Here is a 26005-nt window from a genome sequence, read left to right as displayed (position 1 = left end):
TTAAAAATCTTCTATTACTTGCAACCAATATTGGTCTATTTCTTCTTTGGAAGGGGTTATTTTTGGCCGGACAATTCTGAAACCAACAAAAGGGGCATTGGTAAACCACCAGCGACTTTTGGGAATTTGGGGATCTATTCTTTTCCATCTGGCCAAGGAACCTTTTCTTGCGGAAGAACGCAGTTCATATGCGTTATCGTTCCAAGATCCGCCTCTTACCGTACGTGGATATAACGTAACCGGTTTTTCCCAAGGGTTATTGGCAGTTTCTCCGGCATACTGTATATATGCATCTTCTTTAAATTGGTCCAGGGTCCATTCCGCAACATTACCGTGCATGTCATAGAGCCCAAAAGCATTGGGTTTTTTTTGCCCAACCCTATGGTATTTTCCGTTGCTATTACTCCGGTACCAAGCATAATCTTGTAAGGCTATGGAGTCTTTTCCAAACCCATATTCTGTATCACTGCCTGCTCTACAAGCATACTCCCATTCCGCTTCTGTAGGGAGCCTATAAAACTTTCCGGTCTTGGCGCTTAACCATTTGCAGAAGGTAATGGCCGCATGTTGGGTTATGTTTACTACAGGTGAATCTTCTTTGCCCATACCATGGCTCATGTCTACGTAGGGTGTGCTTGCAGACGCTATGGCATCTATGGGAACAACTACTTCATTATCTGGGCCTTGATCTATAAAAGCATCTATTTTCCTTTGCGAAAACAGTTCGTACTGGTCCCAGGTAATCTCATGGGCTCCCATCCAAAAGGCATCTACAATTACCGTATGTTTTGGGGATTCCAAAGCCTCGCCAGTATCGCTGCCCATATCAAATTCACCCCCGCTGATAGGTTTCATAACAATTTTTTCATTGCTTCCTGGGATCAACTGGTCATAGGACAAGAAATCCTGAAACGTCTGTATTGAGTACCGGTCTTGGCTTGTATAGGAACCATCAAATGCGGTAAATAAGAGCAGTATCCCTGCAAACGTAAGGGCACGAAATAAATTATGCTTCATGGGACGAACAAAAGCAGATTGAAAATCAATTGATTATAAATAAAAATATGCCTTTAAATATAATCAAATTAAATCCAAAAAAATGCTTTTAATCCAAGTTATGCGTTAAAGCACGGAAGGTTTTCTTTGCACTTTTATCTTCGTAAAGAATTTTGTAAACCGCATCTATAATGGGTGCATTACATTTCTTTTTAAAGCTTTGCTTAAGGATATGGGCGCTTTTGGTGGCATAATAACCTTCCGCAACCATGTTCATTTCCATCATGGCGCTTCTTACGGTATAACCTTTGCCTATCATATTTCCAAACATGCGGTTACGACTAAACGTAGAGTAGCCCGTTACCAGTAGATCGCCCAAATAGGCAGAATTATTAATATTGCGCTTCATCTTATGCACTCGTTTAATAAACCGCTCCATCTCGCGGATAGAGTTGCTCATCAGTACACTCTGAAAATTGTCGCCATAACCAAGACCATGTGCAATTCCGGCGGCAAGGGCGTAAATGTTCTTAAGCATTGCCGCGTATTCCGTTCCTATGATATCGTCAGAAATTTTAGTACGTATGTAATGGCTCCCTAAACTGTTTGCCACGTATTTTGCCTTGTGCTCGTCCACACATGCGATGGTTAGATAGGATAACCGCTCCAAAGCCACTTCCTCCGCATGGCAAGGACCGGTTATAACACCTATGTTTTTAAAGGGTACCCCGTATTGTTCATGAAAATGCTCCCCAACGATTAGACCGGTTTCCGGAACAATTCCTTTAATGGCCGAAAACACAATTTTATTTTTTAATGAAAGAGTGGCCTTTTTTAATTCTTGTTCCAAATGAACCGAAGGAATGGCAAATATTAGTATATCTGCATTTTCAATGGCATCATCTATACGATCCGATAAACGAAGCTGTGCAATATTAAACTCTACAGAACTTAAGTATTTTCTATTGTGCCTTTTTGTTTTTATGTGTGTTATGGCATCCGTACTGCGCATGTACCAGCCAATGTTATCCAAATTTTCCGTCAACATTTTAACGATGGCCGTGGCCCAACTACCCCCGCCCAATACGGCAAAGCGTAACCCTTCTTTCATGATGTGTTTTTAAGCACCCAAATGTAATTAAAAAAAGAAGTATAGTTTAAAGCATTGATTATCAGAAGTTTAATAATTTTGGCACGATGATTGGCTTAGGTAGTTTAACCATTAAAAAGTTAAACTATGAGGGCTATAAAACTACTACTTGGATTTTTATTGATAGGTACACTCGCAAGCTCATGCTATTCTGAAGTGTACATTGAAGACGATATTGTTGTTGTTCCGGTAATCAATACCAACAATGTGCTGCAATCCTATGATTTATGGTACGTAGATATCAATGCAACGCGTGGAAACGGAGAGGTTCCCTTTTTACAACGCGCTTTTACAGTTTCTTTCGTTAATGGGGCCATGTATGCCAACAATAACATTGTGGGTATTGGTAAAACTGGGGACGGATTGGGAATAGATGTAGGCTATTATGATCCTTTGGTAGATGCTGTGGAGATAGATCATGATGTTGATGGACGATGGATACTCAGTGTTTTTGTAGTTAATAACAATACTCTGGAATTATATGACTCCGGATCCGATACTTCATATTATTTGAAAGGATATCAGCTCGGAAATTTCGATTACGACTTTGTCTTCTACGATAACATCACCTACTTTCTGCAGGAATACGATGCTTGGGAAAAAGTATTTACAAGCGAAGAAGGGGCCATCAACGAGTTTGATGATGAGATTTTTTTACAGTTCCTTTCAGGCGGTGACGGAGACTTTTTCAGATCCTCCATAGACACTAATGGTACACCGATACAAGAACTGGTTTGGGATTACGAAGGAGGTTATCAGGTCTACGATGTGGAAAATGATGAAACGCTAAAAACTTTAACGCTCGATTATGATTTCTTGGGCAATGATTACTTTGAACTATACGTTATCAATGATAGTACTATAGAGTTGTTCCACCCCAGTAGCGAAACGGTCTATGAATTTAGGGGAAGGGGATACCAACAATACTTAAAGCAGAGCAAAGCAGCCATTGATAAGAAAAGAAAGAAAGAGACTAACCCTATGATGAAGGTAAAACGAAAAAGAAGTACGAGTTAGTTATATGAAATGCCCCGAAACCAAGTTTTAGCGTGTCTGGTAAAAAACAGCCCGAGTAGTAATACGAGGGCTTTTTTTATTACCCTTGGTTTTGAACAAAGTGGCTCTTCTTAAACGTTGACGGATTTTGGCGTACTACTTTCTTAAAGATGCGATTAAAATAAGACAGACTTTCAAAACCCGAATCGTAGCAGGCTTCGCTTACATTTTTACCACTTAACAGTAGCCTTTTGGCCTGGCTTACCCTATATTGATTTAGGAAGGCGGTAAACGTATTCCCCGTGGCCTTCTTAAAGTAACGACAAAATGCTTCCTTGCCTAAATTGGAAAGTGATGCTACTTCAGCCAATCCAATTTTTCTTTGGTAATGCTCATCAATAAATGCGTAGATCTGCCTAAGACGTTGTTGCTCCTTTTTGTTGTACTTGTTTACAAACGGTTTGTTGTGCAATAAACTAAATTCCTTGCTCAATGCCAGGGTCCTTAGAATATGTATTATTTCTATATAAGTTTCAAAAGGCGATAATTGGTGCAGCCGCTTAAGTCTTTCCCCAACAATTTTTTTTGTTTCCCCGTTAAATGCAATACCGTATTGAGAAAGTTCAAAGAGATGATATATGGCCACGAGCTCGGGAGTTTCATCAATCACCTGTTTTTTAAATGTCGGTTTTATATGCACCACCTCCTTCTTATAATCTGTCTGTACCCCATAATCAAAATTAAGATGTGGAATATTGGAACCAATAAAGACCAGATCACTTTGCTCATATGAAGTTATATGGTCCCCCACATGCCGGGTAGCACTTGCACCTTCAATATATACCAACTCATATTCCGGATGAAAGTGCCAGTAGAAAAGGTCGTTCAATCTGGGATTGTGCAGAAGACGGAACGGACTCTTGGTATTGGGGTTTATGGTTTCTAATTGAATTTTCACATCAATAATATAACTAAATTATGTCTAAATGGCTTCAAAACGTATAAAAAAGTCAATATAGTTCAAATTATGGTTAATATCATGGTTGAAATGCATTAGCCTGTTTTCCTAAATTTATCATGTCAAATAGTAAAAACTCCAAGTATGAAAGCTTCAGAGAACAAAACAGATCATATTAAAATGGCCAATACTGCCCATGAAGACATTCCCGGAAACCCTTCAACGGCCACAAGCAGTAGAATAAAATTGAACAGCAGGGAAAAAGGGGAAACCTTACGTGTTTTAAGTGAGGAAGATTGGGCTTTTTGGAAACATAATGGATATGTTGTCGTTAAAGCGGCCGTGCCAAGGGAACAGGCCTTGACCACTGCTAATTTTCTTTGGGAGTTTGATGAAAAAGATCCAAATGATCAAGAGACATGGTATGCTCCACCACGGGCAGAAATGCAAATGAAGGAACTTACAGGTACGGGCATGGTAGAGGTATATAATCATCAACATCTTTGGAACAACCGGCAGATGCAAAGGGTGTACGATGCATTTGTAGATGTGTGGGGCACCGAAAAACTTTGGGTAACCATTGATCGGGCCAATCTAAATTTTCCGCTTCGAGAAGGTTTTGAGTATAAAGGGTTTATTCATTGGGATTATGACCCCGAAACCAAACCGCAGAACGTGCAAGGCGTATTGGCGTTGGCAGATCAGACAGATCCCAATATGGGCGGTTTTCAGTGCATCCCAGAACTTTTTAGAACCTATGATACCTGGAAACTTACCCAGCCCGAGGACAGGGACCGCTTTAAACCAGATACCACGGGTTTTGAAAACGATTTGGTAAAGGTAAAGATGAATGCTGGCGACCTACTGATCTTTAATAGTTGCCAACCACATGGCATTAGACCAAATAGGTCTAAGGACAAGGTGCGGATTGCCCAGTACATATCCATGATGCCTGCAGAGGAAGACAATGAAGAAATGAGGCAATGGCGCATCAATTCCTGGAAGAATAGAATTGCTCCCAAAGGATATGCTTTTCCCGGCGATCCCAGAAATTGGGAACAGACCAAATATGAAACCGCTAAATTATCGGCTCTTGGAGAACGATTGTTAGGTCTAAAAGACTGGTAGATTGAGAATAGGTTAATTTTTTAGGTGATATAGTTGAGGTAAAACCATTTAACACTACTTTTGCGCCCTTAAATGCGAAAGGCATGAAGAAGTATTTAAACCTATTCGATTTTTCCCAGAAGGTAAATTATAGAACAGAGGTACTATCTGGTCTTACCGTGGCCCTGGCTTTGGTGCCAGAGGCCATTGCCTTTGCCCTAATCCCTGGATTTTCGCCATTGACCGGTTTATATGCTGCCTTTGTATTGGCTCTGATAACCGCTATTTTGGGTGGTAGGCCCGGAATGATTTCGGGTGCAACAGGTGCCGTTGCCGTCATTTTCATTGGCCTTATCTTAGAACTTAAAAATACTTTTCCCGGAATAACACCCGATACCATACTGAATTATGTTTTCGCCACTGTTATCATTGCAGGGCTTTTGCAGATTGGTGCCGGTCTATTACGGTTGGGAAAGTTCATAAGATTGGTGCCTCATCCGGTAATGTTCGGGTTTGTAAACGGCTTGGCCATAATAATCTTTATGGCCCAATTTCCTAATTTTTATCAAAAAGGAAGTACGGAACTTTTATCGGGGTCGGCGTTTTGGACCATGTTGGGTCTTACGCTTTTAACCATGATTATCATTTGGGGCTTTCCAAAACTCACAAAAGCAATACCCTCGTCTTTATTGGCCATAATAGTGGTTTCCGCTCTGGTTATTGGATTTGGCATTGATACCCTTACCGTTGCGGATACCATAAAGGAAGGGGAAAGTATTAAAGGAGGGTTTCCGCCCCTATCTATTCCAAACATACCACTTACGTTAGAATCATTGCGACTTATTTTCCCTTATGCCGCCATTGTGGCCGGGGTAGGATTGATAGAAAGTTTATTGACCCTCAATATCATCGATGAGATTACAGAGACCAGAGGTAGTGGCAACAAAGAATGTATAGCACAAGGAACCGCCAATATATTTTCTGGCTTTTTGTCCGGAATGGGAGGCTGCGCAATGATTGGGCAAAGCTTAATCAATACCTCCGCCGGTGCAAGGGCCAGATTGTCTGGTATTACAGCAGCAATTATGTTGTTGGTATTTATTATGTTCGGGTCTAGTCTTATAGAACAATTGCCCATGGCTGCCCTGGTAGGGTTAATGTTTATGGTTGCCATTGGCACTTTTGAATGGGCAAGTTTTAAGACTTTTAGAAAAATGCCAACTTCCGATGTAGTGGTGATGGTATTGGTTACCCTGATTACGGCTATTACACACAATTTGGCCGTTGCGGTTTTATTCGGAGTCATTATCTCTGCTTTGGCCTATTCCTGGGAAAACGCAAAACGTATCAGGGCTCGCAAGACCATTGATGAAAACGGTGTAAAGCATTATGAAATTTATGGCCCATTGTTTTTTGGATCGACAACCGCCTTTGCCGAAAAATTTGATGTTCAAAACGATCCCGCCGAAGTGATTATCGATTTTAAGGAAAGTAGGGTAGCCGATATGTCGGGAATCGAAGCATTGAACAAGATTACCGAACGATATCAAAAGGTAGGCAAAAAGGTGCATCTAAAGCATTTGAGCCGGGATTGTAGGAGACTTTTAGCGAATGCCGATAAAATTATAGAGGTAAACGTTTTGGAAGATCCTACCTATAAAGTAGTGGCGGACAAAGTAAAAAAACTGGAAGTTTAAGCAATAATTATTTTCGGACCCTGCCAACACGGGTAAATATGGGAAAACGAACTCCCTTGGTTTCGTTATTTTTCCAATGGGGGACTAGTTTATCCATGAAGGCATCAACGGGGTTCACCCCTTTGTCGTTCCTGTAATTCTGTACGCTAGACCATGAATTGAGATAACCCTGTAGTTGGGAAATCGTCCATACGGCAGTAATGGAATGTTCCTCGTTTAGCTGAATTTCTTGAAAGTGGAATGGTATCGATCTATAGGCATTATCCACGTGTTTGCGCTCCATGTTCCAATAGGGTCCAACGATTTCTGAATAAAATTGATCAATAAAGAAATCTATCTCCGCATTTATCCGTAAGAGGCCATAACCCCATAGAGCGATCAAGGCTCCATTTTTGGCTACCCTTAAAAACTCTCTGTTATAACCTTCCATGTCAAACCAATGCGCGGCCTGCGCAACTGTAATTAGATCGAATATGTTGTCATTGAACTTAGTTTCCTCTGCCCGTTGTTGGGAGTAGTTTATATTGTTTGCCCTCTTGGCGTATTGCAATTGTTTAGCACTGATATCCGTAGCATCAACTGCTACAAAATGATGGGCCAGCTCTATGGCTACCTGTCCGTTCCCAGTACCACAATCCCAAGCACGGTCCCGCGTTTCCGTAAGTCCTAAAATTTCCTTGTAAAGAGAAGTAGGATAGGTGGGCCTAAATTTTTGATAGTGTTTGGCTTGCTGAGAAAACTTGTCCTTAATTTTTTTCATTAAGACCTTGTTTGCGGGTTATCATCGCATAAAAAAACGCTTACTTGCCCTGAGGGTCAAGCAAGCGCCTATGTATTTTTGCCTTTATCTTGCTATAACGTCCTAAGATATTCTGCCAATGCCCGTGCATCGGTTTCGGAAAGTTTTTGATCTAGCATTATGGCATTGTTATACTCTTTCAATAACGCCTTAGCTATAGGATCTTCCTTTAGCATACCTGTTGGGTTCAATATCATGTTCATTACCCATTCCGGACTTCTGCGCTCGTATACTCCTTGCATTGCGGGCCCTATCATTCTTTGATCTACCATATGACAGGCAGTACAAATGGTATTAAATTTTGCTTCACCGGCTGCTGCAAGTTCTGCATCTACTTCATCAGCGAACGTTACCGAGGTTATAGGTCCGATACCTTTATTGTTTAGATCAACAGGTACCCCTTCAGATTGGGCGGCCTTTACTTCCTTCTTGGCACGGTTCATTTCAAACCCTTCTTTCTTTTCTTCCTTTTTTTCACCACAACTAACCACAAGCATTCCAAGGGTTAAAACAACTAATACTTTTTTCATCGATTTAAAATGTTTAGAGCCACTAATATAAGAAATATCATAACTCAAAAGAGTTCTTCCAAAAACTTTAATGCCCTTTTCTCCGTGTAAGTGGTGTTATGCTTATCATAAAAACCTACATGACCTCCATATTTGGGAACTTCCATATATAGATACTCATTATTTTCAGCATAGGCCCAAGGATAACAAGCGGGGCCCAGAAAGGAATCGTTTTGTGCATTTATGATTAGGCTCGGCACTTTAACATGGGGAAGAAATTGCAAACAGCTACATTTCTTGTAATAATCCATAGCGTTCTTAAAACCATGTGCCCTGCTGGTATAGATATCATCAAAGTCCTTTAAGGTTTTCACATTTTTTATGTCCATGTCTGATATAAGGTTTGGAAACAGACGTTGTTTTTCACGTAACTTTGCTAGAAGGTGATTTTTAAAACGCTTTGCATATGCCATGTTCTTTGGCTTTAGGAGTTCTACTAACGAACTGTGCAGGCTGCAGGGAACAGATACGGCGATTGCCGCCTTGATCTGCTTGGGGACATTGCGCCCTTCCCCAAGGTATTTTAGCGTAAGGTTTGCCCCTAGGCTAAAACCTTTGATATAGATTTCGGAATACTTTTTTGTGTTTAAAATATACTGTATGGTGGCTTCCAGATCTTCTGTGGCACCTGAATGATACGAACGGAACAGTTTATTGACCTCCCCGCTGCAACTCCTATGGTTAACGGCACAGGCATCTATGCCAAAAGCGTTGAATATTTTGGCACTTCCGGTAATATACGGGCGTTGGGCATTGCCTTCCAGGCCATGTAAAAGGATCACTACCCTATCAGTTTCCCTAGGAGCAAAACTCCAGTCCAGATCAAGAAAATCACCGTCGGGCAGATCAATACGCTCTCGCTGCTGTCCAATAGGTGATATCGTTCTAAAAATACCGGCATATATGGTAGCTATATGCCCGTTCTTAAATACTAGTGGAGGATTGTAGTTTGTAGTTACTAAGGGCATTAATGTAGCATATGGTCTTTTGATCTAATTGGCTCTAGCACATTTTTCTCTTTCAACATGTCCCGAATATTAATTTCGATTGTACGGCCAAGCACCGTTTTATAACAATGATCAATTGATAATTACCAATGGGAAATATGGGATTGTCATTATTTTGGATAGATTTCCAAGAGCTTTGCTTGTTCCTCGATGGATGTCTTAAATTCCGATTTCAGGGTAGACACCAGCTCGGATACGGTAGGGGCCAAGGAATCTATTGTTGCAGAACCCTGCCCGGCAGACCATATTGTTTTCCAAGCCTTGGCCTCTGTATCCAACTCCTTGCCAAAATCTATCTTCACATCCTTTTTAAGGTCTTCGGCACTAATGCCTGCGGCTTGCAGGCTTGCGCCCAGAAAGTTGGCGTGCACACCAGAAATGGCGGCTGTATACACTACATCGCTTGCTCCTGCATCAACTATCATTTTACGATATTCCTCCGGGGCCTTGCTTTCTTGGGTGTTTATAAAACGGGTGCCCATATACGCAAGATCGGCGTCCATTTGTAAAGCCGAAGCAATATCCCTGCCCGTACTTATGCAACCGGAAAGGATGATGGTTTTGTCGTAGAACTTTTTTATCTCGGCAACCAAGGTCATAGGGTTTATTGTCCCTGCGTGTCCCCCCGCACCGGCAGCTACAAGAATTAACCCGTCAACTCCAGCACCTGCGGCTTTTTGGGCATGTCGTTTTTTTATAACATCGTGGAACACCAGCCCACCGTAACTATGGACAGCATCCACTACCTGTGAAACCGCTCCTAAAGAAGTAATAATAATGGGGACTTTGTGTTTTATGCAAAGCTTTAGATCGCTTTCCAATCTAGGGTTGGTAGGATGTACAATAAGGTTTACTCCGAAAGGAGCAGCTTTTTTACCTGTTTCCGATTCAAATTTGGCCAGGGCTTCCTTTATTTCGATCAGCCATGCTTCAAAACCTTCACTTGTCCGTTGGTTTAGGGCGGGGAATGTGCCCACAATACCATTTTTGCAACATTCTATGACCAAGTTTGGCCCAGAAATAAGAAACATAGGGGCGGCAATTGCCGGTAATGAAAGGTTTTTTATAAACTCGGGTTTTTTACTCATGCTCTAAATTTTTAATGCATTTAAAAATAGGAATAATACTTCACATTTATCCAGCGTATTTAAAACGGGGGTCTTTTAAAGAAGAGCTAATAAATATTTAGCACCTATGGTGCCGGTTTAGGTCTTTTGCTTGCTAAATACACACCAAACAAAACCAACAAAGCCGCAAGTATTTTTACCATACTTAGACTGTCCTTACCAGTGGCCAGCGCAAAAATAATACCCAAGAGGGGTTGTAAATAGATAAAGGCACTTAAGGAAGATGCCTTTAATTGTGTAAGGGCAAAAATGTTGAAGAGGTAGGTGAAAAATGTAGTTCCGATGATTACGAACAAAATAGCAAAAATGATCTCATTGGGAAGATCTTGCCAAACAATTTCCGAGAATTCGGAAAAGGCTACGGGAAGATTGATTAAAATTCCCAAGGTAAACATCCACTTCATAAGGGTAAATGGATGATATTTTTCGATTAATTTTTTAACCAAGATCAAATAGGCTCCATAAGAAGCTGCGTTCACAATAAACAAGGCATTGCCCAGAGGTATATTAGGGGCATCTATTCTTGCCTCTGCTCCAAAAAGGACCAGTACTAGGGCTCCGATAAAGCCCAATAATACCCCGGAAGCCTTTTGCAGCGTAATTTTCTCTTTAATGAAGAGCGCAGAGAGGACTACCACAATTATGGGGCTTATCGTAATTAAAACAGCACTATTAATTGGCGTAGAAAGTTCCAGTCCTTTAAAAAAGGCCAGCATATTTATCGCCATTCCCAGGATTGAACAAACCAATACCCTTCCCCAATCCTTTCTTTCTATAACCTCCTTCGGCCCAAAAAAAGAAATACCCCAAAAAAGAATTGCAGCACCGGTTACCCTTAGTAAGATAAAACCATAAGGCTTTACATACATGGGCATTACACCCTTTGCTATGGTATGGTTTAACCCATATATGGTGGTGGCACCTATGGCTGCCATAATGGCTAAGGTTCGTTTGCTCAAGAATGTATGGTTTCTCTGGCGGCGGCTACCACCTGTTTACTATTTCCTATAAAAATGGTATCGTTTATTAAAATAACCGGGCGTTTAAGAAAAGTATAATGCTCTAATAACAAGTTTTTATAATCGTCCTCAGTTAGCTTTTGCGAAGCTAGGGATCTTTCCTTATACAATCTGGCCCGTTTACTAAAAAGTGCCTCGTAACTGCCTGCGAGTTTCTTCATTTCTGCCAGTTGTTCTGTAGAAATAGCTTGCGCTTTAATGTCTTGAAGTTCAAACCCATCAAGAGGCTGTAGAGCGTTCAAAATTCGTTTGCAGGTGTCACAAGTACTTAGATAATATATTTTTTTCATTTTAGTGGCCAACTTTGGTTCGTAAATTTCAGTTTTCGATGTAGTGCGATGTTCCTTTTTCCTTTTTTCCGTTCAACCACGCCCAGTTAAGCTTTAAAAGTAATTTGTTGTTCTCCACCACACTTATTTTGGCAGACGCTTTGCCTGCTTTTAATTCGTTCTCCACAGTAATACATTGATATAACATTTGTAGCGTATTGTCTTCCAATTTGGCTATGATCTTACCATACCTTACCGATCCGCCAAAGTAGTCCGCCGTTACCAGATCGCCCTCCTGGTCATATTTAAACACGGTATGCTCACTGGCGGTACCGTTTTTTGAATTATCCAACAGGGAAAATGTTTTACCCTTAAAGTTAATAGCCTTCATTGTGTAAAGAATTTAAGCGGTTTCCTGTACCCAAAATATTCTAATACAAAGAAACCCAATTCGTGTGAATTGTACTATTTTTATGCTCCTATAAAAAACAATCATGGTCCAAAATCTTTTAGAAATTACCCTGCAAAACAGAAAACTCCTCCATGGGATACTTTTAAAGACTCCATTGGAGGTTTTGGCAAAAGTACCGGAAGGATATCGAAACAACTTATGGTGGAACATAGCACATGTGGTGGTTACCCAGCAACTTTTGGTATATAAGTGCAGCTCGTTGCCTATGTTGGTGGACGACGGATTAATAAATAGGTTTAGGAAAGGGACCGTGCCAGACGGTAGTATTTCAGATTCAGAGATTCAACAGGTTAAAGATCTTTTGCTGACTACTGTGGAACAGACGGCAAAGGATTATGAACAGGGTGTTTTTAATACGTACAATGAATATACCACCAGTACCAAGGTAACACTAAGGAACGTTGCCGATGCCATGGCCTTTAACCTCTATCACGAAGGATTACATTTGGGGGTAATACTCTCCTTGCGAAAAGCTTTGGCCAAAACGGCTTAAGACTTTATTTTTCTAGACAGATAATTCTTTATTTCGTTATAGGGCAGGGTAAGCGCAATAGGGCCGTCGGCATAAGAGGCAACCTCATATTGGTTGTAGAGCAGTTGCATACCTTCTTCGGTAAAACCAATATTCTCTGGAAGATAAAACTCATTTTTTTCGAACATAAACCCGGTACTGTTAATAGGATCGTCCTGAGGGATATCTTCCTGAATCCGAAATTTTCTTTCGGCAAAGCGCTTAAAATCCTTAGTGTTCTCAAAAAGTTCCCAGACTTCTAATTGGTTGCCTTTCTTTTTGTTAAAGTTGAGAAATCGAACAGCACTATAGCCATGCGCCCCACCCGTAAACAAATAAGAATCCAATTTAAGTGTCAACATAAAGGTATCTTCATAAACTACTTTTCCATCAATTTTAGCTTCCCATCCAATGGCTTCCTCCGGATATTTATTTTTCAATTCCAAAAATCCATTTTTGAAAGATGCAATGGCACCATCTATATCCACAGCTTCGTTTTCATCCTCAAAGGTCAGCAAAGAAATAATCTCTTCGCGTAACGCACGATTTATTGAAGCACCAATTTTGGAATCCTCAGCTGCAGCGGGTACGTTTATGGAAACATTGGGGCAGTTTGTACAAGAATCCAAGGTATAATTAACCTGTTCCAATGTAAGTTTGTTAGTGTCGGTACAACTAAAGAGCATCAAAAAGGCAGTGAACAACGCAAAATATGTCTTCATAAACTTGGTTTAAGTAGGACAAAAATACAGCTAGATTGTATTCTCCAAAAGATAACGATACATTTGTGCAGATAATTACATCCGATGAGCAAAAAAAACTTAAAATTCAACAGTAAGACAATTCACGGAGGACAACAACCCGATAAGGCTTATGGTGCCGTTATGCCTCCAATTTATCAAACATCCACCTACGCTCAGAGCACCCCGGGCGGGCATCAGGGTTACGAATATTCCAGAAGTGGGAACCCTACCCGTACGGCCTTGGAGAATTCGTTGGCAAGTATAGAAAATGGCGAGTTTGGCCTTGCTTTTGCCAGTGGCCTTGCGGCTATGGATGCTGTTGTTAAACTGTTGCAACCAGGTGATGAAGTGGTTTCTACCAACGATCTCTATGGAGGCAGTTATAGGCTTTTTAGATTGGTGTATGAGAAATTCGGAATCAAATTCCATTTTATAGGGATGCAAAAAGCCACCAAGATCGAGGAATACATCAATGACAATACTAAGTTGATATGGTTGGAGACTCCTACCAATCCTATGATGAACATAATAGACATAAAGAAAGTCTCTGAAATAGCCAAAAAACGCAATGTGCTATTGGCAGTGGACAATACTTTTGCCACGCCATATCTGCAAAAACCCCTGGATCTGGGTGCAGATATTGTTATGCATTCCGCAACCAAATACCTTGGTGGGCATAGCGATGTGGTTGTAGGAGCCTTGGTTGTAAAGGACAAGGAACTTGCGGACAAGCTTTATTTTTATCAGAATGCCAGTGGTGCGGTATGCGGGCCCATGGACAGTTTTCTTGTGCTACGGGGTATAAAAACCTTGCATGTTAGGATGCAACGCCATTGCGAGAATGGGAAGGCTATCGCCAATTTCTTGGTGAAACATCCAAAAATTGAAAAAGTGTATTGGCCAGGTTTTGAAGATCACCCCAATCATGATGTTGCAAAAGAGCAAATGAAAGATTTTGGCGGAATGGTTTCTTTCATCACTAAAGGAAGTAACTATGATGAGGCAATAAAAATTGTAGAACGACTCCAAGTTTTTACATTGGCAGAATCCCTAGGCGGGGTAGAGAGTTTGGCCGGGCATCCGGCAAGTATGACCCATGCCAGTATTCCAAAAGAAGAGCGCGAAAAGAGCGGGGTGGTAGATGCCCTTATACGTTTAAGTGTAGGAATTGAGGATGTGGAGGATTTGATCGCAGACCTGGAACAGGCCATAGGATAATTATTTATCGAATTTTTAAAAAAAGTGGGGTTAAATTATAGAAATAATATAATTTTGCCCCTATATTTTTAATTCAACAAAAATCAATTGATATAAGTTATCTATATGGAAGCAAAAATCAAAGCGTTCATGGATGAGGTAAAGGGCCGAAACGGTCATGAACCAGAGTTTATCCAAGCTGTACAAGAAGTTGCCGAAACTGTAATTCCCTATATTGCAGCAAACGAAATTTACAACGGCAAAAATATTTTGCTAAGGATGGTAGAACCAGAACGGTTACTGTCCTTTAGGGTAGCCTGGGTAGATGATGAAGGAGAGATCCATGTTAACAGAGGTTATAGGGTTCAAATGAACTCTGCCATTGGTCCGTATAAGGGAGGATTGCGCTTTCATTCTTCCGTAAATGCAAGTATTCTTAAATTTTTGGCTTTTGAACAGGTCTTTAAGAACAGCCTAACAACACTTCCCATGGGAGGTGGTAAAGGTGGCTCCGATTTTGATCCCAAAGGAAAATCAGATGATGAAGTTATGCGTTTTTGCCATTCTTTTATGACAGAACTTTGCAGGCATATAGGCCCAAACACGGATGTACCCGCGGGGGATATTGGTGTTGGAGCAAGAGAAATAGGCTTCTTATTTGGTATGTACAAGAAATTACGAAACGAATTTACGGGTGTGTTAACCGGTAAAGGTCTTTCTTGGGGAGGATCCAAAATTAGACCCGAAGCTACCGGATATGGAACTGTTTATTTTGCGCAGAGCATGTTGAACACCCGAAATGAAGATATAAGCGCTAAAACCGTGGTAATTTCAGGTTCTGGAAATGTGGCCCAATATGCGGCAGAAAAAGTATTACAGTTGGGCGGAAAGGTAGTTACCCTTTCAGATTCATCCGGATATATTTACGATGCAGACGGTATAGATATGGAGAAACTGGCGTTTGTAATGGAGCTTAAAAATGAGCGTAGGGGCCGTATAACGGAATATGCCGAAAAATATGCATCGGCAGAATTCCATAAAGGAAAAACACCTTGGGAAGTACCTTGCGATATTGCTTTACCATGTGCCACACAAAACGAATTGGATGGTGCAAGCGCCAAAGCTTTGGTTAAGCACGGATGTATCTGCGTGGCGGAAGGTGCAAACATGCCTTCAACACCCGAAGCGATACATGAGTTTCATGAGGCCAAAATTTTGTTCGCCCCAGGAAAGGCTTCCAATGCAGGTGGCGTGGCAACATCGGGCTTGGAAATGTCCCAAAACTCCTTACGTATAAGTTGGACGCGAGAAGAAGTGGATGAAAGGCTCAAGGGCATTATGAAAGAGATTCACGATTCTTGTATAGAATACGGAAAAGAAGAGGATGGGTATTGCAATTACGTTAAAGGTGCAAATATAGCCGGCTTTGTTAAGGTTGCCGATGCCATGCTGGCACAAGGCGTTATCTAAATATACCCTTGAAAAATATAAGGCCTTCCATTTTGTATGGAAGGCCTTTTTTGTCCAAATTTTCCTCCGAATACTTTTATCTTTGGAAAACCATAAGTACCACCAAGAATGCGGGTTACCACCAAAGCTATTGTTTTATCTGCCTTAAAATATGGGGATACCAGCCTAATTGTAAAAGCTTTCACCGAATCTGGAGGGCTAAAATCCTATTTGATAAAAGGAATATTGACCGCTAAAAAGGGGAAGTTGAAAACCGCATATTTTCAGCCTTTGATGCAGTTGGAGCTTGTAGCAAATCACAAAGACAAGGGAACCCTAGAACGTATACAAGATGCCAAGGTCAACTATCACTACCTTACCTTACATACGGACATTGCCAAGAATGCCATAACCTTGTTTTTGGGAGAGATGTTGGGGAACAGTATTTTTGAAGAAGAGGCCAATCCAAGACTTTTTGGTTTTATAGAAGCTTCCCTTCAATGGTTGGATACCCATGACAATGCGGCTAACTTTCATTTGTTTTTTCTATTGACCCTGACCAAATACTTTGGTTTCTACCCGGACACTTCCAATATGGACGGACAAAGTTTTGATCTGTTGGAAGGAAGTTTTACCGATGCCACTATCTCCAATCCATCGATCTCGGGAGAAAACTTAAAAATCTTTAAAAGCTTTTTGGGCACAAATTTTGATGTAATGCATAGCATCAAGATCAACAAGAACAACAGACAAGAACTATTGCAATCCCTTGTTCTTTATTTTGAACTACATTTGCAGGGATTTAGAAAACCCAAGTCACTTGCTATTTTGAACGAAGTTTTTAACTAGTATGCATAGGATAGGTATCATCGTTATTTTGCTCATATTTCAGGGGGTTACAGCACAAAAAATAACAATTTTGGATGTAGATACCCAGACTCCTATCCATAACGTTGCCCTATATAATTTAGACAAGAGCAAAACAGCTTTGTCCGATACCAATGGTAAATGCGATCTGGAAGTTTTTGATAAAAATGAGAGAATTACCATAAGGCACCTTAGTTATCAAACTAGAAGAGCCACCAAATCGCAACTTTTAAAACGGGGGAGAAAGGTATATCTGATTGTACGTACCGAACAGTTGGACGAGGTTGTAATGTCCATTTCCAAATGGGAGCAGCAAAAGAAAGATATTCCCCAAAAAATTGTATCCCTGGATGCCAGATCAATAGCATTTACAAATCCACAGACTTCGGCAGATTTACTTCAAAGTAGTGGTAAAGTCTTTGTTCAGAAAAGTCAGTTGGGTGGGGGCAGTCCATTAATTAGGGGTTTTGCCACCAATAGACTGCTGCTTTCGGTTGATGGGGTACGTATGAACAATGCCATTTTTAGGGGAGGTAACCTTCAGAATGTAATTTCCATAGATCCTTTTACCATAAAAAACACCGAGGTAATTTTTGGTCCGGGCTCTGTAATTTATGGGAGTGATGCTATTGGAGGAGTAATGAATTTTTATACCAAAGAACCTCAACTTTCGGATACGGACAGTCTTGTAACTACAGGAAGTTATAATTATAGGTATGCATCGGCGAACAACGAAAATACCTTACATGCCGATATTGGCCTTGGAAATAAGAAATGGGCATCCTTAACCAGCGTGTCCTATAGCGATTTCGATGACCTTACTATGGGGAGGCACGGTCCATTGGCCTATCTTAGAAATAATTATGTGGCGACTAGCGGAGGTTCAGATTTTCTACTTCAAAATAACAACCCTAGAAAACAGGTTTCCTCGGGCTATAATCAAATCAATCTGATGCAAAAAATAGCCTTTAAGCCAGATAGCAATTGGAATTTTGATTTGGGGTTGCATTATTCCGAAACCTCGGATTTCCCAAGATATGATAGGCTTATTAGACCTAATAATACAGGAGATGGCTTGCGTTCTGCGGAATGGTTCTACGGGCCGCAGAAATGGTTTATGGGAAATTTAAAGACCTCGCAAATTGGTAAAGGGAAATTCTATGACGGACTGCAAATAACCGCTGCTTATCAGAGGTTTGAAGAAAGTAGAAACGATCGTGGTTTCCAAGACCCAATACGTTTTTCCACCCAAGAAAAGGTAGATGCGATCTCCATGAACATTGATTTTGAAAACAAACGAATCGGAAATTTTCGACTTTATTATGGAGGCGAATATATTTTTAACAAAGTATCCTCGGTGGGAAGCCAAACAGATATCGAAACAGATGTGGTCTCGGCCGCAGCTTCTAGATATCCTGATGGGTCTACATGGCAAACTATTGCAGGTTACATAAATGGGGAATACAAGGCAAAGCCAAATTTTAGCCTACTTTCCGGGTTGCGGTACAGCCATGTTTGGATAGATGCGGTTTTTGATACTACTTTTTTTCCTTTTCCTTTTGACAACGCAGACCTTAGCACCGGAGCCCTAACCGGTAGTATTGGATTTAGTTGGTTTCCAAAAGCTGATTTACAAATTACCCTTAATGGTTCTACCGGTTTTAGATCACCAAATATTGATGATGTTGGTAAAATATTCGATTCCGAGCCCGGTTCTGTCGTAGTTCCGAACCCCGACCTGGAACCAGAATATGCATACAATGCCGAACTTGGGGTACGTAAAAATTTTAAGGATAAGTTGGTGTTAAAAGGAGCTACCTTCTATACCTACCTTGTGGACGCTTTAGTGCGCAGGGATTTTCAGTTTAACGGGGAAACGCAGATTGTTTATAATGGGGAACTTAGCAATGTACAGGCCATACAAAATGCCGCCAAGGCCTATGTATATGGGTTTGAGTTTGGCATGGAAGCGTTTTTGTCCGAAAATTTATCACTCTCTTCCAATCTCACCATTACAAATGGTATAGAAGAGGATGCCGATGGCACGGACAGTGCGGCCAGACATGCAGCTCCTACTTTTGGGGATTTTCACCTGATATGGAAAAATCAAAAACTAAGAACGGATCTTTTTTTTAATTACAGTGGGGAAATCGCTTTTGAGGATTTGGCCCTATCCGAAAGGAGCAAAGCATATTTGTACGATGTTGATGGTAATGGGGATCCCTTTTCGCCGTCGTGGTATACGCTCAATTTTCGCTCGCAATACAGTATCTCCAATGCCTTAAAAGCCACTTTAAGTATGGAGAACATTACGGATCAGCGGTATAGGACATATTCTTCCGGAATTTCTGCTGCTGGCACCAACCTAATTTTAGGGTTGGGCTACACTTTTTAACAAAAGACCCCGCATTTGCGGGGTCTCCAAAGTCCTAAAAATTTTAAATTATTTTGAATCGTCCTTTACGGCATCTTTTAGGTCTTCACCAATTTCCTTGGTTTTATCCATGGCATCTTCACCAGCTTCCTTCATATCATCCCCAATTTCCTTGGCCTTGTCCATAGCACCTTCACCTGCTTCTTTCATATCCTCTCCTACCTCCTTGGCTTTGTTGATGGCATCTTCACTTACCTCTATGATATCACCACTTACTTCTTCGGCTGCCTCTGCAGCCTGTTCACTGGCTTCTTTTGCTTTGTCGGCAGTTTCCCTGCACGATACAAACATAATGCACGATGCAAAAATCAATACAATACTCAAAATTACTTTTTTCATGTCTAGTGTTTTTAATTATAGTTAGAACCAAAAATAAACAAAAAAGAATAAGAAGGGGAAGCCGTCTTTTGGGCGCATCGGTTATCATAATCCTTTTAACGCATTTCATTTGCCCAGAAAGCCCGTAAATTCAATCTAAATTTATAATTTTGCAACCTTAATTTTGAGTAACTGAAACAGGTACGATGAAGTTTGCCGAATACAAAGGATTGAATTTGCCCAAGGTTGCAGAAGACATGCTGCACCAATGGAAAGCGAACAACATTTTTGAAAAAAGTGTTACGAGCAGAGCGGGTAAAGAAAGTTTTGTTTTTTATGAAGGTCCCCCTTCCGCCAATGGAATGCCAGGGATACATCATGTAATGGCCCGTACCATTAAAGATATTTTTCCGCGCTATAAAACCATGAAAGGTTTTCAGGTAAAACGTAAGGCGGGCTGGGATACCCACGGTCTACCCATAGAACTTGGGGTAGAAAAGGAGCTTGGGATTACCAAAGAGGATATAGGGAAGAAAATATCGGTAGAAGAATACAACGCCGCCTGTAAGAAGGCCGTAATGCGTTATACCGATGTGTGGAATGATATGACGGAGAAGGTGGGCTATTGGGTAGATATGGAAGACCCTTATATTACTTATAAGTCCAAATATATGGAGTCTGTTTGGTGGTTATTGAAACAGATATACGACAAAGGGCTTATTTATAAAGGATACACCATACAGCCGTATTCTCCCAAAGCGGGTACCGGTCTTAGTTCTCACGAACTTAACCAACCCGGAACCTACCAAGATATTACGGATACTACCGTAACAGCTCAATTTAAGACAAAGGCAGATACCTTGCCAGATGTCTTTAAAGGAGTTGATGGGGATGTCTATTTTCTGGCCTGGACCACCACGCCATGGACACTGCCCAGCAATACGGCCCTTACGGTAGGGGCAAAAATCAAATATGTGCTGGTAAGTACTTTTAACCAATATACCTTTGCCCCAACAAAACTGGTCCTGGCAGAAGCCTTGGTAAGTAAGCAGTTTACAGGGAAATTCTATAGCGTGGATACCCAAGAAGCCTTGGCAGATTACAAGCCCGGAGACAAAAAAATTCCTTATCTGGTTACCAATACTTTTCTTGGAAAGGACTTGGTTGGAATTGGCTATGAACAACTTTTGGATTATGCCTTACCCTATGAAAACCCCGAAAATGCCTTTAGGGTTATTTCTGGGGATTTCGTTACGACCGAGGACGGTACTGGTATTGTACATACCGCACCCACCTTTGGGGCAGATGACGCCTTTGTAGCCAAACAAGCCATACCAGAGGTGCCACCATTGCTGGTACTGGATGAGAACGGCAATCCGGTACCCTTAGTAGACCTACAAGGGAGATTCCGTCCAGAATTACAAGAATTGGGCGGAAAGTATGTTAAGAACGAATATTACGAAGATGGTAAGGCGCCCGAAAAGTCTGTAGACGTAGAAATAGCAATCAAATTAAAGGAAGAGAACAAGGCCTTTAAAGTAGAGAAATATGTGCACAGTTATCCCAATTGTTGGCGTACGGACAAACCCATTCTCTATTACCCATTAGACTCCTGGTTTATAAAGGTTACCGAGGTGCGAGACAAAATGTTTTCATTGAACCAATCTATAAATTGGAAGCCAAAAGCAACAGGAGAAGGCAGGTTTGGAAATTGGTTGGCCAATGCCAACGATTGGAACTTATCCCGTTCTAGATATTGGGGCGTACCCTTACCCATTTGGAGAACTGAAGATGGAAAGGAAGAAATAATCATTGGTTCCATAGCGCAATTAAAGGAGGAGATGACCAAGGCAGTTTCAGCAGGATTATTGGACTCTGATGTCTTTGAGGATTTTGAGGTTGGCAATATGAGCGAGGGCAATTACGATAAGGTAGATTTACACAAGAATATCGTAGATCAGATTGTGCTGGTGTCGCCACAGGGCAAACCCATGAAGCGCGAAAGTGATCTTATAGATGTTTGGTTCGATAGCGGTTCCATGCCTTATGCACAATGGCACTACCCTTTTGAAAATAAAGAGTATATAGATAAGGGAGAGACCTTCCCTGCAGATTTTATTGCCGAAGGCGTAGATCAAACAAGAGGTTGGTTCTATACCTTGCACGCCATAGCCACTATGGTCTTTGATTCGGTAGCGTATAAAAATGTGGTTTCCAACGGTTTGGTATTGGATAAAAATGGAAAAAAAATGTCCAAACGCCTTGGAAATGCCGTAGACCCATTTGAGACCATGAAGATACATGGTGCAGATGCCACACGCTGGTATATGATCTCCAATGCTAATCCTTGGGATAATCTAAAGTTTGATATTGAAGGGATACAGGAAGTAAAGCGCAAGTTTTTTGGCACACTATACAATACATATTCCTTTTTTGCACTCTATGCCAATATAGATGGGTTTGATTATTCTGAAGCTGAAATACCCTTGGATGAACGTCCCGAAATAGACCAGTGGATCTTATCGGAACTACACACACTGGTTAAAACGGTTGATGAAGCCTATGCGGATTATGAACCTACTAGGGCCACCCGTGCCATATCCGATTATGTGCAGGAAAATCTAAGCAATTGGTATGTTCGCCTATGCAGAAGACGTTTTTGGAAAGGCGATTATCAGCAAGATAAGATATCGGCCTATCAAACCTTGTATACCTGTTTGCTTACGGTAGCCAAACTATCTGCCCCTGTGGCACCATTTTTTATGGATAGGTTGTATAGAGATTTAGCACAAGCAACCAAAAAAGAAGTCTTTGAGAGTGTACACCTGGCCAACTTTCCGCAGTTTGATGCTTCGTTGGTAAATAAAGAGTTGGAAGGCAAAATGGAAAAGGCACAAACCATTTCCTCCTTGGTATTATCTATTAGACAAAAGGAAAAGATAAAAGTAAGACAACCGTTACAGAAGATTATGATACCTGTGCTGAACCAAAAGCAGCGACAAGAAATAGAGGCCGTGGCAGACCTCATAAAATCGGAGGTTAATGTAAAAGAACTCGAACTTTTGGACGATGCATCAGGAATTCTTGTTAAACAAATCAAACCCAATTTTAAGGTTTTAGGACCTCGTTTTGGAAAAGATATGAAACAAGTGGCAAATGAGATAAACGCTCTAAATCAGGAAGATATCCAAAAAATTGAGCAAGAGGGCGAAATAAGCCTTGTTTTAGAAAATAAAATTATTAAATTACAGTTACTGGATGTAGAGATTTCTTCCCAGGATATAGAGGGATGGCTAGTGGCAAATTCGGGAGCCTTAACAGTGGCATTGGACGTTACCATTAACCAAGACCTTAGAGAAGAAGGCATAGCACGTGAACTTGTAAACAGGATTCAGAACCTAAGAAAAGAATCTGGCTTGGAAGTAACGGACAAAATAGATATTAAAATATTGAAGGACGGATTTGTGGAAAAAGCGGTGGCCAGTAATATAGGCTATATAAAGACCGAAACTTTAACGGCAGACCTTTTCTTTGAAGAACAACTAGAAAAAGGCACGGCAATTGCCTTTGATGAAATAAATACCAAATTGTTTATCCAAAAACATTAACACGATGGCACAGGATTTAAAAGTAAGATATTCGGATAAGGACCTTGGAGAATTTAAGGCACTCATAGAAGAAAAAATAGAAAAAGCAAAAAGTCACCTGGACTTGCTCAAAAGTTCGTATATGAACGATGGCAATAACGGTACGGACGATACATCTCCTACATTTAAAGCATTTGAGGAAGGCTCCGAAACTATGAGCAAAGAAGCCAACACCCAGTTGGCCATCCGACAAGAAAAATTTATAAGAGATTTAAAGAATGCCTTGCTTAGGATAGAAAATAAAACCTATGGTATTTGCAGGGTTACCGGAAAACTCATTAATAAAGAGCGTTTAAAGTTGGTGCCCCATGCTACGCTCAGTATAGAGGCCAAGAATATGCAAAAATAACCAAAAACGCCTGCAAAGGCGTTTTTTTGTGTCGTAAATGAAAAGGATAACAGCTACTCTTATTGTATTATCCATTAATTTTTTAACTGCCCAAAAGATTGTAGAGAAGTCTTTTATTGACCCCAATATCCAACTAATTTCAATAGCCGCGGACCATTGCTTTAGTTTGGAACTGGGAACTTCCGATACGGAAGAAATGACCGTGGAAGCGCATATTGAGGGCGAGTACCAAAAAGACCTGTTGGTAAGCATAGTACAGGAGGGAGGAACGGTATTTGTAAGCACGGGTTTTCAGCCCAATTTTGTAGATCCGAATGATAAGTTAAGCGCACACAAGGTTATCTCTATTGCCCTAGATATTGAACTTCCCCATAATAAAAAGGTTGCCATTTACGGTAGCAGTTGCAATTTTAAAGTTTCCGGAGAATATGAAGATCTTCATGTGGTATTGGGCGATGGCAAATGTATCTTGGACCAAGTTGGGCACAATGTTGATGTTACCACACAAAGTGGCGATATATGGCTATACTGTGACCAGGCCGAAATTTTGGCAGATACCAAATACGGGAAACTTCAAAAAGAACGCATTCCCGTTGGAAACGACCGTTTTACCCTTAACACTACCACGGGCAACATCTATCTGAAGAAAACCAAATAATATGTCTATTTTTGCCCAACCTATTTTTTTTGACAAATGAATCTAAAAAAGTCCCTCATACTTATTGCCATAATTTTGCTCATAGACCAGATAAGCAAGATATATATAAAGACCCATTTTGAATTGGGGGAGTCAGAAACTGTCTTTGCATGGTTTAAAATCCTCTTTATAGAAAACGAAGGTGCGGCATGGGGTACCAAGTTAAGTGATATTTTGCCGGTTTCTGAAGGATTGGGGAAACTGATTCTTACTGTTTTTAGGTTGTTTGCTATTTTTGGAATAGGGTACTGGTTATACGATACTATAAAGAAGCAAGCCTCCAACACCCTTATTCTTGCGGTGTCCTTAATATTTGCTGGAGCATTGGGAAATATTATAGATTCGGTATTTTACGGAATCGTCTTTAACGAAAGTTATGGGCAAGTGGCCACTCTTTTTTCAGATGAGCCCTACGGTCAGCTGTTCTATGGTAAAGTGGTAGATATGCTCTACTTTCCAATGGTAGATACTACTTGGCCAGATTGGGTACCGTATTTTGGGAATAAAAGCTTCCGTTTTTTTGAACCGGTGTTCAATATTGCAGATACCTCCATAAGCACTGGGGTAGGCATTTTATTGGTCTTCAATAAAAAGGCCTTCGGAACCAAGGAGAAAGAATCTTAGAACGAATAAATTTTATTAGGCGTAATGCAATAGTCCATGGGGACATCCATTTCGCTAACATCGGAGATTTCGGCCTCGGCCTCATAAAAGGAAAGTCCTATTTTAACTACATTGGATCCACACATCGTTAAAAAGTTGTCATAATATCCCTTTCCATAACCCACTCTATTACCCCTTTTGTCAAAAGCCAAAAGAGGCATAAAGACAACCTGTATTTTATTGGCGGGGACTTCTATACCATCAAGCGGTTCTGGAACCCCGTATTTGTTTTTTTTAATGATGGTATTATCCGTCAACAGATAATTGATGAGCTGTTGATTTTTGACCATTTTTGGAAGAACCACATTTTTGTCCTTTCCTTGTAAGATAGATAGCACAAAAGAGGTGTCCACTTCCTTTTTTTCAGAAATAGAAAGAAATAAATGGAAATAATCGAAAGACCAGATGGGTAACTGAAGTAATTGGTTGGAAATATCCAAGCTCTTGGATATTACGTCTGAAGGGGATAATGTTTTTCTAAGATTTAAATAGTTTAACCGCAACTTTTCTTTTAACATCTTGGCGGAATAAACTTGCAGGTGTTTGGGGGAAGGATGAGCGTAATTAGGTTATTCTTTAACCGCAACGGCATAGTATACTTTAAAAAATAACATCAATATGATATAGGTTCCTCCAACGATAATGTAATTTTCCATACGACTACAGATTTTGATGTTCTAAATGTAAAGAAAAAACTTCATAAATCCCACAAACGACATGTTTATCCCGATGAAATACACGTTTTTATATAAAATTTAACGTTTTTTTACTATTCAGTTACGTTGCCTTAAACCTAGTAGTATTTAATACGCTGATAATCAGTAGCTAAAATAAAATTAAAACTTTGAAAGTTTTTTTGGAGTTTGGTTCGTTCAACGTTTTTTATCCGAATTGGATGCAAAAATCATTGCTAAAACTCTCTAAATTAGACCAAAAGGGCAGACGGCAGGAATTATTGAAGACT

25 protein-coding genes are annotated in these 26005 nt (G+C 40.6%); 12 read left to right on the top strand and 13 right to left on the bottom strand.

Translation table 11 applies throughout. The features are described 5' to 3' along the window. The gene (locus ACEQ81_RS01845; protein ID WP_411029142.1) at window positions 1-1017 is read right to left on the bottom strand and encodes a formylglycine-generating enzyme family protein; all 1017 of its coding nucleotides are present in this window, start codon (window positions 1015-1017) and stop codon (window positions 1-3) included. An 88-nt stretch (window positions 1018-1105) separates the two neighbouring features. After that, window positions 1106-2107, bottom strand: a complete 1002-nt coding sequence (locus tag ACEQ81_RS01840) for an NAD(P)H-dependent glycerol-3-phosphate dehydrogenase (protein ID WP_411029141.1) — start codon at window positions 2105-2107, stop codon at window positions 1106-1108. Between the two features lie 126 nt (window positions 2108-2233). Between ACEQ81_RS01840 and ACEQ81_RS01835 the strand changes: the two genes are divergently transcribed. Further along, window positions 2234-3163 (top strand): nicotinic acid mononucleotide adenyltransferase, encoded by a 930-nt coding sequence (locus ACEQ81_RS01835; protein ID WP_411029140.1) that lies wholly within the window; start codon window positions 2234-2236, stop codon window positions 3161-3163. Between the two features lie 79 nt (window positions 3164-3242). Here ACEQ81_RS01835 and ACEQ81_RS01830 read toward each other — a convergent pair whose 3' ends face one another. Further along, complete coding sequence (locus tag ACEQ81_RS01830) at window positions 3243-4100, bottom strand: helix-turn-helix domain-containing protein (RefSeq protein WP_411029139.1); 858 nt, start codon at window positions 4098-4100, stop codon at window positions 3243-3245. 144 nt (window positions 4101-4244) lie between these two features. On the opposite strand from ACEQ81_RS01830, the gene ACEQ81_RS01825 reads away from it, so the two are divergent. Both ACEQ81_RS01825 and ACEQ81_RS01820 read left to right on the top strand, forming a co-directional pair. Further along, entirely contained in the window at window positions 4245-5228 is a 984-nt protein-coding gene (locus tag ACEQ81_RS01825; RefSeq protein WP_411029138.1) for a phytanoyl-CoA dioxygenase family protein, read from the top strand. Window positions 5229-5311: 83 nt separating this feature from the next. After that, a complete protein-coding gene (locus ACEQ81_RS01820; protein WP_411029137.1) occupies window positions 5312-6904 on the top strand; it encodes a SulP family inorganic anion transporter in 1593 nt (530 codons plus the stop codon). Between the two features lie 7 nt (window positions 6905-6911). On the opposite strand, the gene ACEQ81_RS01815 is transcribed toward ACEQ81_RS01820, so the two are convergent. The 7 genes from ACEQ81_RS01815 to ACEQ81_RS01785 form a co-directional block, all read right to left on the bottom strand. Continuing rightward, window positions 6912-7664, bottom strand: a complete 753-nt coding sequence (locus ACEQ81_RS01815; protein WP_411029136.1) for a class I SAM-dependent methyltransferase — start codon at window positions 7662-7664, stop codon at window positions 6912-6914. 92 nt (window positions 7665-7756) lie between these two features. Further along, on the bottom strand, window positions 7757-8233 hold the full coding sequence (locus ACEQ81_RS01810; RefSeq protein ID WP_411029135.1) for a c-type cytochrome: 477 nt from the start codon (window positions 8231-8233) through the stop codon (window positions 7757-7759). A 44-nt stretch (window positions 8234-8277) separates the two neighbouring features. Next, window positions 8278-9240: a YheT family hydrolase gene (locus tag ACEQ81_RS01805; RefSeq protein WP_411029134.1), complete on the bottom strand. Its 963-nt coding sequence runs from the start codon at window positions 9238-9240 to the stop codon at window positions 8278-8280. A gap of 149 nt (window positions 9241-9389) precedes the next feature. Further along, a complete protein-coding gene (locus ACEQ81_RS01800) occupies window positions 9390-10367 on the bottom strand; it encodes an NAD(P)H-dependent flavin oxidoreductase (protein ID WP_411029133.1) in 978 nt (325 codons plus the stop codon). A 104-nt stretch (window positions 10368-10471) separates the two neighbouring features. After that, a complete protein-coding gene (locus tag ACEQ81_RS01795; RefSeq protein ID WP_411029132.1) occupies window positions 10472-11365 on the bottom strand; it encodes a DMT family transporter in 894 nt (297 codons plus the stop codon). Beyond that, window positions 11362-11715 (bottom strand): arsenate reductase family protein, encoded by a 354-nt coding sequence (locus ACEQ81_RS01790; RefSeq protein ID WP_411029131.1) that lies wholly within the window; start codon window positions 11713-11715, stop codon window positions 11362-11364. The genes ACEQ81_RS01795 and ACEQ81_RS01790 overlap by 4 nt, the downstream gene beginning before the upstream one ends. A gap of 28 nt (window positions 11716-11743) precedes the next feature. Beyond that, on the bottom strand, window positions 11744-12085 hold the full coding sequence (locus tag ACEQ81_RS01785) for a hypothetical protein (RefSeq protein WP_411029130.1): 342 nt from the start codon (window positions 12083-12085) through the stop codon (window positions 11744-11746). A 103-nt stretch (window positions 12086-12188) separates the two neighbouring features. On the opposite strand from ACEQ81_RS01785, the gene ACEQ81_RS01780 reads away from it, so the two are divergent. Next, on the top strand, window positions 12189-12659 hold the full coding sequence (locus ACEQ81_RS01780) for a DinB family protein (RefSeq protein WP_411029129.1): 471 nt from the start codon (window positions 12189-12191) through the stop codon (window positions 12657-12659). Here ACEQ81_RS01780 and ACEQ81_RS01775 read toward each other — a convergent pair. Continuing rightward, complete coding sequence (locus ACEQ81_RS01775) at window positions 12656-13399, bottom strand: DUF3298 domain-containing protein (protein WP_411029128.1); 744 nt, start codon at window positions 13397-13399, stop codon at window positions 12656-12658. The two genes, ACEQ81_RS01780 and ACEQ81_RS01775, sit on opposite strands and share 4 nt — an antisense overlap. A gap of 84 nt (window positions 13400-13483) precedes the next feature. Here ACEQ81_RS01775 and ACEQ81_RS01770 point away from each other — a divergent pair, with 84 nt between their 5' ends. The 4 genes from ACEQ81_RS01770 (at window position 13484) to ACEQ81_RS01755 (ending at window position 19328) form a co-directional block, all read left to right on the top strand. Next, the gene (locus tag ACEQ81_RS01770) at window positions 13484-14638 is read left to right on the top strand and encodes a cystathionine gamma-synthase (protein ID WP_411029127.1); all 1155 of its coding nucleotides are present in this window, start codon (window positions 13484-13486) and stop codon (window positions 14636-14638) included. 105 nt (window positions 14639-14743) lie between these two features. Then, the gene (gene gdhA, locus ACEQ81_RS01765) at window positions 14744-16087 is read left to right on the top strand and encodes an NADP-specific glutamate dehydrogenase (protein ID WP_411029126.1); all 1344 of its coding nucleotides are present in this window, start codon (window positions 14744-14746) and stop codon (window positions 16085-16087) included. Window positions 16088-16195: 108 nt separating this feature from the next. Then, the gene (gene recO, locus ACEQ81_RS01760) at window positions 16196-16915 is read left to right on the top strand and encodes a DNA repair protein RecO (protein ID WP_411029125.1); all 720 of its coding nucleotides are present in this window, start codon (window positions 16196-16198) and stop codon (window positions 16913-16915) included. Window position 16916: 1 nt separating this feature from the next. Then, a complete protein-coding gene (locus ACEQ81_RS01755) occupies window positions 16917-19328 on the top strand; it encodes a TonB-dependent receptor (RefSeq protein WP_411029124.1) in 2412 nt (803 codons plus the stop codon). Between the two features lie 48 nt (window positions 19329-19376). Here the strand turns inward: ACEQ81_RS01755 and ACEQ81_RS01750 are convergent, their stop codons facing one another. Then, on the bottom strand, window positions 19377-19706 hold the full coding sequence (locus tag ACEQ81_RS01750; protein ID WP_411029123.1) for a hypothetical protein: 330 nt from the start codon (window positions 19704-19706) through the stop codon (window positions 19377-19379). 185 nt (window positions 19707-19891) lie between these two features. Here ACEQ81_RS01750 and ileS point away from each other — a divergent pair, with 185 nt between their 5' ends. From ileS to ACEQ81_RS01730, 4 genes are read left to right on the top strand one after another with little or no spacing between them, the layout of a single operon-like run. Continuing rightward, window positions 19892-23293: an isoleucine--tRNA ligase gene (gene ileS / locus ACEQ81_RS01745; protein ID WP_411029122.1), complete on the top strand. Its 3402-nt coding sequence runs from the start codon at window positions 19892-19894 to the stop codon at window positions 23291-23293. 4 nt (window positions 23294-23297) lie between these two features. Further along, window positions 23298-23681 (top strand): TraR/DksA family transcriptional regulator, encoded by a 384-nt coding sequence (locus tag ACEQ81_RS01740; RefSeq protein ID WP_411029121.1) that lies wholly within the window; start codon window positions 23298-23300, stop codon window positions 23679-23681. Between the two features lie 37 nt (window positions 23682-23718). Next, window positions 23719-24339: a hypothetical protein gene (locus ACEQ81_RS01735; RefSeq protein WP_411029120.1), complete on the top strand. Its 621-nt coding sequence runs from the start codon at window positions 23719-23721 to the stop codon at window positions 24337-24339. 36 nt (window positions 24340-24375) lie between these two features. Continuing rightward, a complete protein-coding gene (locus tag ACEQ81_RS01730) occupies window positions 24376-25002 on the top strand; it encodes a lipoprotein signal peptidase (protein WP_411029119.1) in 627 nt (208 codons plus the stop codon). On the opposite strand, the gene ACEQ81_RS01725 is transcribed toward ACEQ81_RS01730, so the two are convergent. Further along, window positions 24999-25559, bottom strand: coding sequence for a 5-formyltetrahydrofolate cyclo-ligase (locus ACEQ81_RS01725; protein WP_411029118.1), 561 nt, complete (start codon window positions 25557-25559; stop codon window positions 24999-25001). The genes ACEQ81_RS01730 and ACEQ81_RS01725 overlap by 4 nt on opposite strands. Window positions 25560-26005 lie beyond the last annotated feature (446 nt).

The organism is Spongiimicrobium sp. 3-5, from assembly GCF_046557915.1.
GTDB lineage: Bacteria > Bacteroidota > Bacteroidia > Flavobacteriales > Flavobacteriaceae > JBHEBG01.
Note: the sequence above shows the minus strand (reverse complement) of the source record. Positions and strands in the feature narration are given on the sequence as shown.

Excerpts from the sequence above, each read along its gene's own strand:
- ACEQ81_RS01845 (WP_411029142.1), bottom strand. The coding sequence starts at position 1,017 with ATGAAGCATAATTTATTTCGTGCCCTTACGTTTGCAGGGATACTGCTC.
- ACEQ81_RS01840 (WP_411029141.1), bottom strand. The coding sequence starts at position 2,107 with ATGAAAGAAGGGTTACGCTTTGCCGTATTGGGCGGGGGTAGTTGGGCC.
- ACEQ81_RS01835 (WP_411029140.1), top strand. The coding sequence starts at position 2,234 with ATGAGGGCTATAAAACTACTACTTGGATTTTTATTGATAGGTACACTC.
- ACEQ81_RS01825 (WP_411029138.1), top strand. The coding sequence starts at position 4,245 with ATGAAAGCTTCAGAGAACAAAACAGATCATATTAAAATGGCCAATACT.
- ACEQ81_RS01820 (WP_411029137.1), top strand. The coding sequence starts at position 5,312 with ATGAAGAAGTATTTAAACCTATTCGATTTTTCCCAGAAGGTAAATTAT.
- ACEQ81_RS01815 (WP_411029136.1), bottom strand. The coding sequence starts at position 7,664 with ATGAAAAAAATTAAGGACAAGTTTTCTCAGCAAGCCAAACACTATCAA.
- ACEQ81_RS01810 (WP_411029135.1), bottom strand. The coding sequence starts at position 8,233 with ATGAAAAAAGTATTAGTTGTTTTAACCCTTGGAATGCTTGTGGTTAGT.
- ACEQ81_RS01805 (WP_411029134.1), bottom strand. The coding sequence starts at position 9,240 with ATGCCCTTAGTAACTACAAACTACAATCCTCCACTAGTATTTAAGAAC.
- ACEQ81_RS01800 (WP_411029133.1), bottom strand. The coding sequence starts at position 10,367 with ATGAGTAAAAAACCCGAGTTTATAAAAAACCTTTCATTACCGGCAATT.
- ACEQ81_RS01790 (WP_411029131.1), bottom strand. The coding sequence starts at position 11,715 with ATGAAAAAAATATATTATCTAAGTACTTGTGACACCTGCAAACGAATT.
- ACEQ81_RS01785 (WP_411029130.1), bottom strand. The coding sequence starts at position 12,085 with ATGAAGGCTATTAACTTTAAGGGTAAAACATTTTCCCTGTTGGATAAT.
- ACEQ81_RS01780 (WP_411029129.1), top strand. The coding sequence starts at position 12,189 with ATGGTCCAAAATCTTTTAGAAATTACCCTGCAAAACAGAAAACTCCTC.
- ACEQ81_RS01775 (WP_411029128.1), bottom strand. The coding sequence starts at position 13,399 with ATGAAGACATATTTTGCGTTGTTCACTGCCTTTTTGATGCTCTTTAGT.
- ACEQ81_RS01770 (WP_411029127.1), top strand. The coding sequence starts at position 13,484 with ATGAGCAAAAAAAACTTAAAATTCAACAGTAAGACAATTCACGGAGGA.
- gdhA (WP_411029126.1), top strand. The coding sequence starts at position 14,744 with ATGGAAGCAAAAATCAAAGCGTTCATGGATGAGGTAAAGGGCCGAAAC.
- recO (WP_411029125.1), top strand. The coding sequence starts at position 16,196 with ATGCGGGTTACCACCAAAGCTATTGTTTTATCTGCCTTAAAATATGGG.
- ACEQ81_RS01755 (WP_411029124.1), top strand. The coding sequence starts at position 16,917 with ATGCATAGGATAGGTATCATCGTTATTTTGCTCATATTTCAGGGGGTT.
- ACEQ81_RS01750 (WP_411029123.1), bottom strand. The coding sequence starts at position 19,706 with ATGAAAAAAGTAATTTTGAGTATTGTATTGATTTTTGCATCGTGCATT.
- ileS (WP_411029122.1), top strand. The coding sequence starts at position 19,892 with ATGAAGTTTGCCGAATACAAAGGATTGAATTTGCCCAAGGTTGCAGAA.
- ACEQ81_RS01740 (WP_411029121.1), top strand. The coding sequence starts at position 23,298 with ATGGCACAGGATTTAAAAGTAAGATATTCGGATAAGGACCTTGGAGAA.
- ACEQ81_RS01735 (WP_411029120.1), top strand. The coding sequence starts at position 23,719 with ATGAAAAGGATAACAGCTACTCTTATTGTATTATCCATTAATTTTTTA.
- ACEQ81_RS01730 (WP_411029119.1), top strand. The coding sequence starts at position 24,376 with ATGAATCTAAAAAAGTCCCTCATACTTATTGCCATAATTTTGCTCATA.
- ACEQ81_RS01725 (WP_411029118.1), bottom strand. The coding sequence starts at position 25,559 with ATGTTAAAAGAAAAGTTGCGGTTAAACTATTTAAATCTTAGAAAAACA.